This is a genomic window from Metabacillus malikii, from assembly GCF_030813355.1.
Lineage (GTDB): Bacteria > Bacillota > Bacilli > Bacillales > Bacillaceae > Metabacillus > Metabacillus malikii.
This window is the reverse complement of the sequence record NZ_JAUSUD010000020.1, coordinates 25943-39822: the sequence shown is the minus strand read 5'-3', so window position 1 is coordinate 39822 and position 13880 is coordinate 25943. Positions and strand designations below refer to the sequence as shown.

The 13880-nt window shown below is 34.6% G+C and carries 15 protein-coding genes; 5 read left to right on the top strand and 10 right to left on the bottom strand.

The features are described from left to right. Positions 1–278: 278 nt before the first annotated feature. On the bottom strand, positions 279–497 hold the full coding sequence (locus J2S19_RS17035) for an alpha/beta-type small acid-soluble spore protein (protein ID WP_307344345.1): 219 nt from the start codon (positions 495–497) through the stop codon (positions 279–281). A 710-nt stretch (positions 498–1207) separates the two neighbouring features. On the opposite strand from J2S19_RS17035, the gene J2S19_RS17030 reads away from it, so the two are divergent. Next, positions 1208–1450: a hypothetical protein gene (locus J2S19_RS17030; protein WP_307344344.1), complete on the top strand. Its 243-nt coding sequence runs from the start codon at positions 1208–1210 to the stop codon at positions 1448–1450. A gap of 51 nt (positions 1451–1501) precedes the next feature. Here the strand turns inward: J2S19_RS17030 and J2S19_RS17025 are convergent, their stop codons facing one another. The 7 genes from J2S19_RS17025 to J2S19_RS16995 all read right to left on the bottom strand — a co-directional run bounded on the left by J2S19_RS17025 (position 1502) and on the right by J2S19_RS16995 (position 9312). Beyond that, positions 1502–2611, bottom strand: a complete 1110-nt coding sequence (locus J2S19_RS17025) for an ABC transporter ATP-binding protein (RefSeq protein ID WP_307344343.1) — start codon at positions 2609–2611, stop codon at positions 1502–1504. Positions 2612–3021: 410 nt separating this feature from the next. Continuing rightward, entirely contained in the window at positions 3022–3915 is an 894-nt protein-coding gene (locus tag J2S19_RS17020; RefSeq protein ID WP_307344342.1) for a PucR family transcriptional regulator, read from the bottom strand. Positions 3916–4076: 161 nt separating this feature from the next. Next, positions 4077–4286 carry a hypothetical protein gene (locus J2S19_RS17015; protein ID WP_307344341.1) on the bottom strand — a complete coding sequence of 70 codons (210 nt, stop codon included), beginning with the start codon at positions 4284–4286 and terminating at the stop codon, positions 4077–4079. A 46-nt stretch (positions 4287–4332) separates the two neighbouring features. Next, positions 4333–5391, bottom strand: a complete 1059-nt coding sequence (locus J2S19_RS17010) for a YheC/YheD family endospore coat-associated protein (RefSeq protein WP_307344340.1) — start codon at positions 5389–5391, stop codon at positions 4333–4335. Then, positions 5378–6751, bottom strand: coding sequence for a YheC/YheD family endospore coat-associated protein (locus J2S19_RS17005; protein ID WP_307344339.1), 1374 nt, complete (start codon positions 6749–6751; stop codon positions 5378–5380). The genes J2S19_RS17010 and J2S19_RS17005 overlap by 14 nt, the downstream gene beginning before the upstream one ends. Beyond that, a complete protein-coding gene (locus tag J2S19_RS17000; protein ID WP_307344338.1) occupies positions 6752–7834 on the bottom strand; it encodes a YheC/YheD family endospore coat-associated protein in 1083 nt (360 codons plus the stop codon). 125 nt (positions 7835–7959) lie between these two features. Continuing rightward, positions 7960–9312 (bottom strand): YheC/YheD family endospore coat-associated protein, encoded by a 1353-nt coding sequence (locus tag J2S19_RS16995; RefSeq protein ID WP_307344337.1) that lies wholly within the window; start codon positions 9310–9312, stop codon positions 7960–7962. A 486-nt stretch (positions 9313–9798) separates the two neighbouring features. On the opposite strand from J2S19_RS16995, the gene J2S19_RS16990 reads away from it, so the two are divergent. The 4 genes from J2S19_RS16990 (at position 9799) to J2S19_RS16975 (ending at position 12546) form a co-directional block, all read left to right on the top strand. Continuing rightward, positions 9799–10935, top strand: a complete 1137-nt coding sequence (locus tag J2S19_RS16990) for a DUF445 domain-containing protein (RefSeq protein ID WP_442406158.1) — start codon at positions 9799–9801, stop codon at positions 10933–10935. A 97-nt stretch (positions 10936–11032) separates the two neighbouring features. Beyond that, entirely contained in the window at positions 11033–11380 is a 348-nt protein-coding gene (locus J2S19_RS16985) for a YlbF/YmcA family competence regulator (protein WP_307344335.1), read from the top strand. Next, on the top strand, positions 11370–11561 hold the full coding sequence (locus tag J2S19_RS16980; RefSeq protein ID WP_307344334.1) for a hypothetical protein: 192 nt from the start codon (positions 11370–11372) through the stop codon (positions 11559–11561). Before J2S19_RS16985 ends, J2S19_RS16980 begins: the two co-directional genes overlap by 11 nt. A 118-nt stretch (positions 11562–11679) precedes the next feature. Further along, positions 11680–12546, top strand: a complete 867-nt coding sequence (locus tag J2S19_RS16975; protein ID WP_307344333.1) for a Cof-type HAD-IIB family hydrolase — start codon at positions 11680–11682, stop codon at positions 12544–12546. Positions 12547–12605: 59 nt separating this feature from the next. On the opposite strand, the gene J2S19_RS16970 is transcribed toward J2S19_RS16975, so the two are convergent. Together J2S19_RS16970 and J2S19_RS16965 are read right to left on the bottom strand one after the other, a co-directional pair. Continuing rightward, positions 12606–13172 carry a hypothetical protein gene (locus J2S19_RS16970; protein ID WP_307344332.1) on the bottom strand — a complete coding sequence of 189 codons (567 nt, stop codon included), beginning with the start codon at positions 13170–13172 and terminating at the stop codon, positions 12606–12608. Positions 13173–13327: 155 nt separating this feature from the next. Then, positions 13328–13864, bottom strand: a complete 537-nt coding sequence (locus J2S19_RS16965) for a hypothetical protein (protein ID WP_307344331.1) — start codon at positions 13862–13864, stop codon at positions 13328–13330. Between the last annotated feature and the right edge of the window lie 16 nt (positions 13865–13880).

Sequence of the window (13880 nt, the reverse complement as noted above, 5' to 3'; positions counted from 1 at the left end):
GGTGCTGACTCAATCTGTCAGCAATCTTATTTTCCTTTTCTTAGGTCCCAATAATGAACTTGTGGATAACGCATATACACAATATATTCATGAAATAATGTATAGCCTACAAAGCTAACTAATTTCCAGTCAATCGCATCAAACATATAAACCGCCCCTTTAATTGAAGTGGATATTATAATCCGCTTACAATAATATATGGTCGGGTAAACTTGTTTGATACATTAATTAAAGAGACCGGCTTAGATAGCCGGTCTCATAGCCATATTATTTAATTATTATTGTTGTGAAAAACCGCTCATAGATTGTTGAGCCATAGATACTAAACGTTTTGTAATTTCTCCACCAACAGAACCGTTAGCACGAGAAGTTGTTTCAGCACCTAAGTTAACACCAAATTCAGAAGCAATTTCATACTTCATTTGGTCAATTGCTTGTGCTGCTCCAGGTACTACTAGTTGATTTGACGAATTGCTGTTTGAACTATTTTGTGACATCTGTATTCATCTCCTCAGAAAATTTTTATTGGTTGGGTTATTTGGATTTGCACCAAATAATGAACCAGAAATGATTCATTGCCTAACTCGGCTTAACCCAGTGATGTAGGTGCTTTTTGGTGTGTGCCACCGTTGTTACTAAGTATTATGGATCGATAGAGATATTTTATACGAAAAAACTTCGGTAAATTTTTCCTAGCGATTGAATTTCTCCATTTCTTTTATACAAGTAACTAATCTCTCTCATGTATGAGGTGAGACGTGAGCAGGCGTTTACTCCGAGGAGAACGATAAGCGTAGCCGGCTTGCCCATCGACATATAAACTGGAGGGGCACCTACTTAGACCGAAGGAATCGATGATGATTTATCGTAAGGAGATGATCTGGAGTTTGCTTGTTCGTGCAACAACGATCTATGAGGCTCACTACCCATCCTGCTCCTTTCGTGAGTACTGCAAGAGGAGACCAACCCAAAACGTCAACTATGTATAAACCAATAATTTCTCCAAAAACAGCCTTAATACGAAAACATTCTTTCAAAATGTCAAATCGTTATTTCAAACCACATTACCTTTTGAAAAGTACAAAGAGATTTTTGAAAAAAAGTCCCAAGTAAATACAAAATAATTCTTTAGCGGCTTCTGACTTGTACATATAATCATGTTTCATAACAAATTCTAAATGTATGAAGAGGTAAAGGGGATGGACTTATGGATTTATGTCCTTTATGTAATGGATTTGAAAGCAGCATGATTCAATGCCCAAACTGTCAGACAATGATGGAGGATAAAGGAAAGATTACGGATTATTTAGATGATTATAGTGCATATATGGATATTGATATGATGAAATTATTCGATGGGAACTTAACATCGTTAGAGGATCATACATGCAGCCATTATTTCTATTGTACCTCTTGTCAGCATGAAGAGGTAAATTCCATTAAGGAATAAAAAAACGGGCGACACAACCTACAGTGTCTCCCGTTTTTTACTATTTATATATTATTCACCAGCTGGGCGAATTCTGCTTTCAGTTTCTGTGTCAAAGAAGTGTGCTTTGTTCATATCTAATGCTAAATCTAAAGCTTGACCTGGTTTAATATCAGTACGTGAATCAACACGTGCTACGAATGTTTGACCATCAATTTCAGAATAAAGCATTGTTTCAGCACCCATTAATTCAGCAACTTCAATTTTAGCAGTAACTTTAGTACCTTGTGATGCTTCAATGAAAACAGGCTCATCATGGATATCTTCAGGACGAACACCCATAAGAACTTCTTTGTTTACATAGCCTTGTTCACGAAGATATTTCATTTTTCCTTCTGGAACAGCTACACTTGTTTTACCGATTTCAAATTTTCCATCAGTTAATTTACCAGTAAAGAAGTTCATTGCAGGTGATCCGATGAATCCACCAACGAATGCATTTTCAGGCTTGTCATAAACTTCTTTAGGTGAACCAACTTGTTGGATAATACCGTCTTTTAATACAACAAGACGAGTAGCCATTGTCATCGCTTCAGTTTGGTCATGTGTTACATAAATTGTTGTTGTTTGTAAACGTTGGTGTAATTTTGTGATTTCAGCACGCATTTGTACACGTAGTTTAGCATCAAGGTTTGATAACGGTTCATCCATTAAGAATACTTTTGCATCACGAACGATCGCACGACCTAATGCAACACGTTGACGTTGACCACCAGATAAAGCTTTTGGTTTACGTTGTAAATATTGTTCAAGACCAAGAATCTTAGCTGCATCATTTACACGACGCTCGATTTCGTCTTTTGGTAATTTACGAAGTTTTAATCCGAAAGCCATATTATCATATACGTTCATATGTGGGTATAATGCATAGTTTTGGAATACCATCGCGATATCACGATCTTTAGGAGCAACGTCATTCATACGTTTTCCATCGATGTAGAAATCACCTTTTGAAATTTCTTCAAGACCTGCAACCATACGAAGTGTCGTTGATTTACCACATCCAGAAGGACCTACGAATACGATAAATTCTTTATCTTGAATGTGAAGGTTGAAGTCTTCAACCGCTGTTACTTTATTATCATAAATTTTATAAATATGCTCTAATTTTAATTCTGCCATGTTATTTCCTCCTCGTTTTTGAAAGCGTTTATCATGTGTTTATTGTAAGGGATTACAACTAAATATGTAAACGTACAAGTTGCACGAAAAAATCTGGGCGCTTTTGTGCAACTTGTAAACACTTTCTTTTTAGGGAGACAATTATTGTCAGAATGAACGAAATACAAAAAGGCTCTTTTCTAAAAGATTGTGGCTTTTTGCACTAACCTTTTTTAAGGGTTTGTCGGAGCTTAAAGTGCGAGACTCCTGCGGGATGCGTGGGAGAGGTGAGACGTGAGCAGGCGTTTACGCTGAGGAGGCTCACCACCCACCCCGCGGAAAGCGAGTACTGCAAGAGGAGACAAACCCTAAACGACAACTCAGGTAAAAGCAACTATGTTTACGAAAACAGCCTACAAAAACAATAGGTTTTACTTATGTTGCATAAGTATAATTGCTAAAAATAAAAAAACAGCGTTTGAAAAGTTCCGAATATCTAAACCGGTTTTTTCTAATAGTTTCTCAAGGCGATATTGTAGGCTGTTGCGATGAATGAATAATCGTTTTGCAGTCGATGAAGCATTTAAATTAGATTGTAAGAAAGCCTCAATTGTATGAAGTGTTTCTTTATCATTAATTGCTTCAACTAAATGGTTTGATAATATCCCTTTTTGAATACTAGCTGGTGAAACAAAAATAAGTAATGGAAATGCTTCGTAAAAGGTTAGTGCTTTTTCTTGGTGAGCATATTGATGAAGCGTTTGGAAACATGTATGCTCAAGTGTAAATTTATCCTTTAAGTCATCGTCATTTTTTTGAAGTTGTCCAATATATAGATACGGTTCAACGTATAAATCCGTTGTAAGTGTGTCAGTTAAATCTTTTAATGAGTCAATTTCAAATGTATTTGATGGGCTTTCATCAATAATAATTCCGTGTGATAAACTTAGCCATATCACAAGGTTAGAATTGATAATTCCATGAACAGCCTCCTCGAAGTTTTGCTTATCGTCAATGGATTGTTTTAAGAAAAAATAGTAAAAGCGGATCGTTGATTGATCACTAGACAAAGGTGATGGATGACTCGTTTGTAAAAATAAATAGTCAAACCATTTCCTTTCTACATTTGTATACGAATCTTCAAATGTAGGAGTGATTAATTGAAAAAGTGAGATAAGTAATTCCCTTTCCTTTTCAGAAATTGAGGCTTTCAGAATACCAAATGTTTGGCCGAGCTCCGTTCGAAACCATTCATAATCCAAATTCGTTGCTTCATATGTTAATGTCATTGCATCTTTATAGTGTTTTTTTAGGTTGTCTAACATTATTTGCTCCTTTAATACTATGGAATTCTCTATATTGTTTCAGTTTTGCTTCCTATTATAGGCTTAATTATAAAAAAGAAATGAAGATGTTGAAAGCTATTAATTGTTTTATGGAAAAATTCACGAAAAAGCCACAAACAATGTTTGTGGCGTTATCGGCTTTATTCTACAGTATGTGGCGGTTCCTCTTTAGGTAAAGCTCGTGCTTCTTCAATGTTTGTCGTATTCTCTCGCATATGGACTGAACCGCCAGATAATCCTTCATTTATTATCCTGTCAATATCAAGGTATGCTTTGTCTTTCCCTTCGTAATTAACATCTTGTTTAACGGGTTCACTGTTTTTTCTCAAGATTAATCCCTCCTCATACATATAGAGTGTACGGGACGGGAGTATATCATACAGAGTGATGAATATACTAGGAAAGTTCTGATTTTACCGTTGTATTAGCTAGTTGACAACATAGCTTTCCTAATTCTTTAATCCGAACGGTTTGAATCTCATCTTCATCAAATTTCATCGGTTTTGAATTTACTTCAAAAACAATCGGATGACCATTTGGTTCCAAACCAATATCTATAGAAAATTCTCCAATAAATCCATAAGTTCTAGCTAGAGTATATCCTATAGAATCAGCAAGGGTTTCTAATTGTTGCATAGATAATTTATGTTTAATTACATCAACAGATAAAATATCGCCACCGTTTGGAACATGGGTAATAATTGAGTCTTTTTCAGCCTGGCGAATGCCAATCCCTTTTATCCTGTAGGTACTGTCACCATTAATACAAATAACCCGTAAATCATATTTCCGCTGACCGATTGTATCTGTATGAATTTCAGATTGAATAATATATGGCTTTTTTTGGACAATTTTACTAATCTTCGATACAAAGTCTGCATGTGAATATGTAGACTTTTTCTGTCTTTTATAAACCGTATAACGGACTCCGTCGAATGTTAGTTTATAAATTCCATTTCCTTTAAATCCTTGAATAGGTTTTATATATACGGAATGTTGAATGGTTAACTTATCAAGTAAATCATCAATTGTTGTGTAGAGCCAAGTATTTGGTAGAAATGTCTTTAATTTGTCGGAAGAAGCTAAAACTTTATAGCACTTCCATTTATCGAAAAAGCCAGGATTGAAAAAATAGCGATTTTTGTTACGATATAGTTTCTTTAATTTTAGAAAATGAACAGTTGCCTCATCTTTACGTGAGGCAATTCGGTTATAGATAACGTGTGGGTATGGGAGTTTCTTACTTTTCCATTTGTTGTTTAGAGCCGAATACGTGTACCCTTGTATATAGTCTTTTTGTATATCATCTAAGGTAAAGAGAAAACCGGTGCTACCGCTTTTATTTATTTGTTGTAGTAACTGTATAAAAAATTCGATATCACCTTTAAACATCCTTTCATCATCGGCTTTACTAACTAAGATGCCAATCATTGGAGTTCTGTTATTGCTTCCCATATTGGAACTCCTCAGGATAATAAATCGATTTTTTAAATAGATAAATACTATATTCTAGAGACGATTTTCTTGAAAGTATGTCTGCATCCTTCAGTTTAGGATGTGAGAAAATTGAGCGACCTGGTTTAGAATTCGCTTCAAACATCCATACATCACCTGACTGGTCAAGCCCTAAATCAAATCCTAATTCACCTATATAGCCAACCATATACTTATCGATACTATGACTCAACAATAATGCTGCATCACTCAGGCGGTGATATGCTTTTTGTCTCTCGAATTGATTTTCAAACAGCTCTTCTAATGTTCTTACAACCCCCCCATTATTTAAATGGGTTGTCGCACTTCCTTTACCGGCTACTTTTGCTGCAACAGCAGTTACTGACCATATACCATCTTTGTTTTTATTTGTGTGAACTCTAAAATCAATAGGTTTATTGTCAAGACGTATTAATTTTATTCCTTGCTGAGCTAAGTAATGAGATAATCGATTATCTTTAAAGGCTACTTTTAGAAAATGTTCAAGGGAAGGAAATTTTCGTAATCGGTTGATATCTTTATTATGGTCGCGATATCTAGAATAATAAACATTATCTTCCTTCGAATACATTAGCTGGTACACACCTAACCCCAGGCTCCCGTTAGCCGGCTTTAAATAAATACTTTGGTAGGTTGATAACATTTCTTCAATTTTCGTAATCGTTGGATTAAGGTATGTTTCAGGTAAATATGTTGAAGCTCTTCGATCATTGATAAGTAGTTGGTGAATATCCCATTTGTTAAAAAATCCAGGGTTATACCATGGAATTGAATACTCAGATATTAAGCGGGATTTTACTAATTTTAGAGCTTGATGGTTTTCAACGCGCCGATTTGGCAGTCTGTCGTAAACAACATTAGGAAAAGGAAATGTTCGTTGTTTCCAACCATCTTCTTCATAAACATACCCATTAATTGTTCCTTCATCCCAATTAATATGCGGGGCCCCAAATACAAAAGAGCAGACACCAATTGATTTGTCAGTACTAAGGTATTTTGCGAAAAAGAGAGAACGTTCACCTAATGGTCTTTGGAGTGTTGAGGTAAATCCTGCCGTGAAAATACCGACTAGTGGACCTAGGTATAATATATTCTGATGAATTTCAATTCTTATATTACCTTTGGTAGGGATTTTAAGTTGTCTACAAAGAGATTCAGGTATGATGATTGTGTGAGTAGTGATTTCTTTAAATTGTACTTTACATGGAAGGAAAACCGTACCGAATGAAATCGTATCAACCATACCATATCTTCTAAGTGCTAAGGGTAATTGTATATATTGTGTGTTATTAGATGCTTTGATTGTAAAAATTTCACTCATTTAATTTGGCTCCTTTAATAGTGATTGTTGTGATAAATAGTGACAGTAAGCTAAAGGGGCTTCATATAATCTGTTCGATAGATGGGGTGATGTTGTTAAGATTGTTTTCCTGCCAGGTTTTGAATTAATATCTAATATCCATACAGATTCATCTTGGGCATAGCCGATATCTATGCCAATTTCAAATAGGCGTTGGAAACGATTTTCTAATATGTGTGGTAATTGACTTACAATTGTTTGCAGATTGTCTTCGAGCAGAGTTTTTTGTTTATTAGAGAGGGATAAGCACCACTCTGAATAGTTTATTGTTTCTCCACCGCTATATAAATTCGATAGAAATGAACCTTTGTAGCCTTTCCGTATTCCTTTTTCAACTAATTCCCATTGCCCATTTCCGTTCTTTTGCATAAACAATCTAATATCAAATGGAAAACTTTGTTTGTCATTTAGTTGTAATAATGGTTGAAGGAGATAGTCATTCTGAGCGATTAATTTTTCAATCCATATATTGAATTCCTTTATAGAATGGAAATTCTTTGTTTTTTTGTCACGGCCTTTATGATAAGTAACCTTAATCGTATTAGACGCTAACTGAATAGCGAGTATTCCGACTCCTCGTGAACCATTACGCGGTTTTATTAAACAGTTAGAATGGCTTCTTAAGTGAGCGAGAATTTGATTCGGAGATTGAACTAAGGTAGTAGCTGGTAAGTAACAGCCGATAGTTGAATCAGATTTTAAAGATTGATATAAAGTCCATTTATCAGGTAAGCCATACCCTAAAAAGGTTGTTTTTGGATAATTCTTTAACCAGTCAACAATTGGTTTCTCCTTTTTTGCCTTACGATTGTAAAAGCATCGGTCATAAATATAGTCAGGTATAGAAAAATTATCTGTTTGCCATTCTTCAGATTTTGTACAAAACCTTTCTCCATCAATTCGTAATGTTTTTGGATCGATTGCTCCAGGTGTAAACCGAACACACTCGATATCATACAGTTTGCTCATTTTTGCAGTTTCAGTTAAGTAGTGATGTTCATGCTTACTAGTTACAGTTAAAAGACCTAAGGTTACATGTGCCAAAATGATCACTCCATTCAGCTATCAATTTTTATCATTTGGCTTTATCCATCATTTAAAAGCTTCCGTAACCTGGCTAATCAATATCAATCACGGAAGCTATAAGCTATACTGGTTACGGAATATTTTTAAAAATGTGCTAAAAATAAACAATAATGTATAATCGCTTTAGCTGAAGGTCGAACTTTGCTACTATCTCCTTGTGATTTAGATGGCTTCGTGTTAACCTCAATAATCCAAGGATGACCACTATCATCTAATGCAAGATCTACACCGAATTCACCATATTCACCATCAATATGAGTAGAAAGAGTTTGAACGACCTCAATAGACAACTCAGCTAACATCTTTTTCATGCTTTTACTTTCTTTTTTTGTTAGAAAGTCACCAAGAACTTCCTTAATCGAATAAATTTCTCCCCCGCGAGCAATGTTGGAAACAATTTGATTGTTAGCTGAAACTCTTGCAACAGCTGATGATACAACCCACGCATTGTAATCTTTTTTATGACACAGAAATCTAAAATCTACCATTCTGCCGTTATACTTTTTTAAGGGGATTGTTTCTTGAACGATAAAACCTTCCTTCTTTAATTTTGGATGAATTGCTGCATATAATTGTTGAAAAGAATTATATTCATGTTTCATCATCTCATTCGTAAAAATAGTAGAATCTAGATGAAATGTACCGTTCTTCGTTTTCTTCACACGAAAGATTCGTTTTCCTAGACTTCCGTTAATCGGTTTGATGAATAAATCATTCTTTTGATTAAGCATATCCAAGATTTGGTCTTTCTTCTGAAGTAGTTGGCTGTTCGGTAAATAAGGTGCTAAATGACTCGTTGAAGAAAGAACCTTATGAACTTCCCATTTATTTAAAAAACGGTCATTAAAATAGGGAATCTCTAATTCTTGTAAGCTTGATATAACGTCAAGGTATTGTTTTGAACGTTCTTTCTTCCGGGAATGGATTCGATTGTGGACAACATGTGGTAATGGGAACGAATGTTGGTACCAATCATGCTGATGAAAATAATATCCCGATATTTCATCTTTTGAATATCCAGTTAAGGAAAAAACATAAAATAATATCCCTTTCTCGGAACAATAGGAAGCAAGCTCTTCACAGAAGGGCTGGATTGCTCCTAATTGTACTTGCTCATCAACTGTTTTTATCTCTGTAAGAAGTGCAATAATTGGTCCTAGTACAAGTTCTGCATTCTTCCGGTATTTTGCCTGAAGGTTTATTTCATGTTTTGGTAAGTGTAATTCATTCAGTTGTTTAGCTGATAATCTTAAAAATAAGTGTGCTTCATTTATAAATACGAGAGAACAGGATACAGTATGCATCCCACACGTAATTTTAAGGGAAGTAACCTCTTTCGGTATCCCTAATTGCTGTCTAAGCTGTTCACTCATTTCACAGATTGCTTTATGTGAAGAGTGACGGAAAGGTATAATATTAATAGGCTTTGCTTTCATATGAATCCCTCATTTGATCGCCATACGGACAAGCTCTATAATGTTCATAGGCAGAATTTCTTCCATGACTTGAAAGGCTGTTTATATAGAAAATAGTCACTATTGATATAGGCACTTGTATTGCAAAATTACATAGTTTAAATCGAAGACCGATTAGAAAGAGTTATTAAAAATTTATCTGAACAGTGTTTATTGCAATGTTGAATGCTTATAGTAATTATCGTATGAATTTATGTATCAATTGGGGAATTAATTGACATAAAAAGTAGGAATACTTGACTATGAATCTTTTTCTAAACATTCTTATTTAAAAATGATGTTTTTGTAAAATTCATTACGGGTTGGTCTCCGCTAAAGTACTCGCTTTCCGCGGGGTCTCACACTTACGACCCAACCAACTCTTGACAAAGTTTGTGCTAAAACAACAATCTTTAGAAAAAAATCTTAAAGGAAGACAACAAAATAAATGTTAGTTTCGGAAGGTAGATGGTTATGAATACTATATATGTTGTTATAGTGATGATGTTAGTAGGAGCAGTTATTGGGGGCGTTACAAACCATTTAGCGATAAAAATGTTGTTTAGACCCCATCATCCTGTTTATATATTAGGGAAAAGAGTTCCATTCACTCCAGGATTAATTCCTAAAAGAAGACAAGAACTTGCAAATCAGATGGGTAAAATGGTTGTTGAGCATTTACTAACTGCTGAAGGAATAAAACGTAAATTTTTACAGGCACAGTTTAAGGAACAACTCGTATCTTGGGGAGAGAGTCAAGTCAGTAAGTTGGTCAGTACAGAAAAAAACGTTGCACAGCTATTACAAACGTTCCAAATCGATGATGCAACAGAATTCGTAAACTCAAGACTATCCTCGTTCTTACATATGAAATATGAAGGATATATTGAAGAGAATAAACATAAAACGTTACAAGAAATACTACCTAGTGATTTACGACAACAAGCAACAGAAGCAATTCCGACCTTAGCACAGTTTGTAATCGACAAAGGGATTACTTATTTTGAAAGTCAGGAAGGAAAACAACGGCTAGGGAAAATGATTGATGACTTTCTCACAGATAAGGGAATGCTTGGCAATATGATTGGCATGTTCCTAGGAAATAATAGCTTGAAGGATAAAGTACAGCCCGAAGTGATTAAATTTCTAAAAAACAAAGAAACAAAACAATTAATTAGTGTATTATTGCAGAATGAGTGGGCTAAAATTCAGCAATTAACGATTGATGAAGCGGATGAAAAATGGTCGATTAAGCAAAAGGGCTCAGACATTGTAACTAAATTAGTAGATGTACTCCAAATTGAGGAATTGATTTCAGCTCCATTATCAGTTTATTTAAAACCTCGAGAACAAGCGATTAAAGATTTAGTTCCTAAAATATTTGAGCTTGCAACTAATTTCCTTGTGACTCATTTAGATTCGATGTTAAAGAAATTAAAACTAGAGGATGTAGTGCGGGAACAAGTTGAATCGTTCGCAGTAGAACGTCTTGAAGAGATGGTACTATCAATTTCAAGAAGAGAATTTAAAATGATTACTTATTTAGGGGCGTTACTCGGTGGAGTCATTGGTGGTTTCCAATCGTTCCTGCTTATTTGGATTTAAAACTCAGCTTACATAAAAGGTTTGTGTTTCCGAATGTACCTTTGTTATAGTAGAACAAGAGCCTACATAGGTCCAAACTAGAAAGGAGGCTCATCATATGTCAAATAACTTATATGATGTTGCATACGATTTAGAAAAAGCTCTACGTGAAAGTGAGGACTTTAAAGCTTTAAAACAGCTTTATGATGAAGTCAATGCCGATGAATCAGCAAGTAAAATGTTTGAAAACTTCCGTAATATTCAACTGTCACTTCAACAAAAGCAAATGATGGGTGAAGAAATAACAGAGGAAGAAGTAGCGCAAGCACAGAAATCGGTGCAACTTGTCCAACAACATGAAAAAATTTCACAATTAATGGCTGCAGAACAACGATTAAGTACTGTTGTAACAGAATTAAATAAAATCATTATGAAGCCGCTTGAAGAAATGTACGGTGCACAATAATGAGTTTCAAACAGAATGGATTGTCCATTCTGTTTTTTTATCGTTAGGAATGGCTAGTGTAATAATTTTAGAGCTTTCCGAGACAATCGTTGATTCGGGGAATACTCAAATTGGCTGGCAGATAATTCGCCAACTAGAAATCATTTCAAGGTATAGCGGCAGTATAAAAGCAACAATTTAGTCTAACTTCTATAACAGTTTTATAGATAAGACATGAAATAACTGCATTTGTTCTATTTTATCAAATAAGGACATAACCTCTTAATAGGTTTTTGACATCTGTAGAAGGGGGAACTACTGTGACACAATATCGGTTATTAGCACTAAATATTGATGGTACATTGCTTCGTTCGAATGGTCGCCTCCAGCCCTCAACGAAAGAAGCAATTGAGTTTGTTAAAAATAAAGGGATATATGTAACGCTTGTAACCAATAGACATTTTCAATCAGCTAAAAAGCTAGCAAAGGCTTTAAAGTTAGATTCATTATTAGTAACACATGGAGGGGCATTTATTTCTGATAACTTAGATAAGCCATTATATGAAAAGCGAATATCTGAGGAAATGACATTCAACCTTGTTCAAGTTTTAGAAAATTTTAAATGTAATATTAGGATAATCCAGGAACGTTTCTCGATAGGTAATAAAAAAAGAATTGCATCTAATTTACTTAGCAAATCAATACTTAATACTTCAGATTCAATGTTCTATCCTGTTCAGTTTGTTGACTCGTTAGGCGATACATTAAGGGATGAACCAGTGACTGCAATGAAAATCGATATCCATTTCAAAACAACTGCTGAGAAGGAAGAAGCAGCAAAAATTGTTAGTGAAGCATTTAAAGAGGTGGATGTACGGGAATTTCCAACAAAACTAGAAATTGTAAAAAAAGGTGTTTCAAAAGAAAATGGATTACGTGCTTTAACAAATCATTTACAAATCCCAATAGAGAAAGCTGTTGCAATCGGTGACAGTGAAGATGATGCAGAAATGATTATGTCTGCTGGACTAGGAGTTGCGATGTGGAATGCACCGTTTGAGGTGAAGCGTGTAGCTGATTGGGTTACTAGGTCAAATAATCAGCAAGGTGTGGCGTATATGGTGAAAGAACATTTTCGTAAGCAGCAAAGAGAAGAATTTCTGCGGAAAATAAAAATTGACAATTAATAGGTACACGGAAGAGACAGCCTAAAGGCTGTCTCTTTTCTATCCATAAGTACTGTAATTCATTCAGAGGCCCTTCTTTGTAAGTGAGAGAAAAATTTAGTAAGCATATACGAAGCAAAAGTAATTACGATATCAATAAGAAACAAATAGAAATAATTCATACCATTATGTAGATTTAATAAATCGAGCATATTTGAAATTGGAGCAACTACAAATGCAAATATGAGAGACAAAATCACCATATAGATGTAGAAATTTTTACTGTTGTTTGAACAATATTGATACATAAGCATAAATGCAACTGGCAGCACTACTGCGGTCATTGTAATGCCAACAGGAAAGAGAAAGCTAATTGTATGTGGGTGTACCATGTAATTATTTAAACTGAGTATTGAATCGATATTTGCCCATAGTATATGAACTGAATAACCAAAGAAGGAAATTTCAAAGATACGTTTTTTATCAATTGTAAATAATAAAATAATCAATGGAAGAATAACACAAGCTAGGTTAACCCAAAAATACCATGTATCCATACCTGAATAGGCTTTCCAATAGTCTGTTAGTGAATTAAGTAATTGTTCTTTTTGTTCTTCAATCCTGGTGTATAACTGCTGTTGATCCATTCGTAACCACTCCAATAATTTGATCGTTCAAGGATAGGTTTTACTATTGGACTAACGATTATACTCTTAACAGGTGAACGTAAGAACTGAAGGTACATTGATATGATTAAACATTAAAACCCAAGCCAAAAAAAGTTTTTCGATTCACTGAGTTGTTAAATGAGAGCAACATAATCAAATAATTTGCCCTCATAAACTAGCGTTAATTGCTTACTTTTTCTGAAATCATCAGGAGTTACTAATGCAGGAAGCTTATCCCACAAACGAATACCAGAACGATTGAAAACCTCTGCCACAAACTGAGAGCAAAAGTATGAATTGCTAAATTCAATTGGTTCGTTTAAAGAGACACCTAATACACCGATTAAATTGTATAGAAACTTCTTTTGGTTTTTAATGAAGACATTGAGAACACGCTTCATCTTTTCAACCTCACGATTCGTAACTTCCAGCTTATAGATAACACAAGTAGTATTTGGAAATTTACTATATGTTCCTGTATGAATGTCTTCTTTTACAAATCCACCATTTAACGGATTATTAGGATTTTTTCTACCGAAGCTATACATCTCAGTTAGTTCAGCATTAAAGGATATAGAGGCATGGTTGTATGGTGCCTTCGTATACTTCTTAATTGATTTTGTAAAAAGTGTCCCCGTATCAGTTAATAAAATATAAACATAGGTTTTCATTAGAATCCCTCTTTAA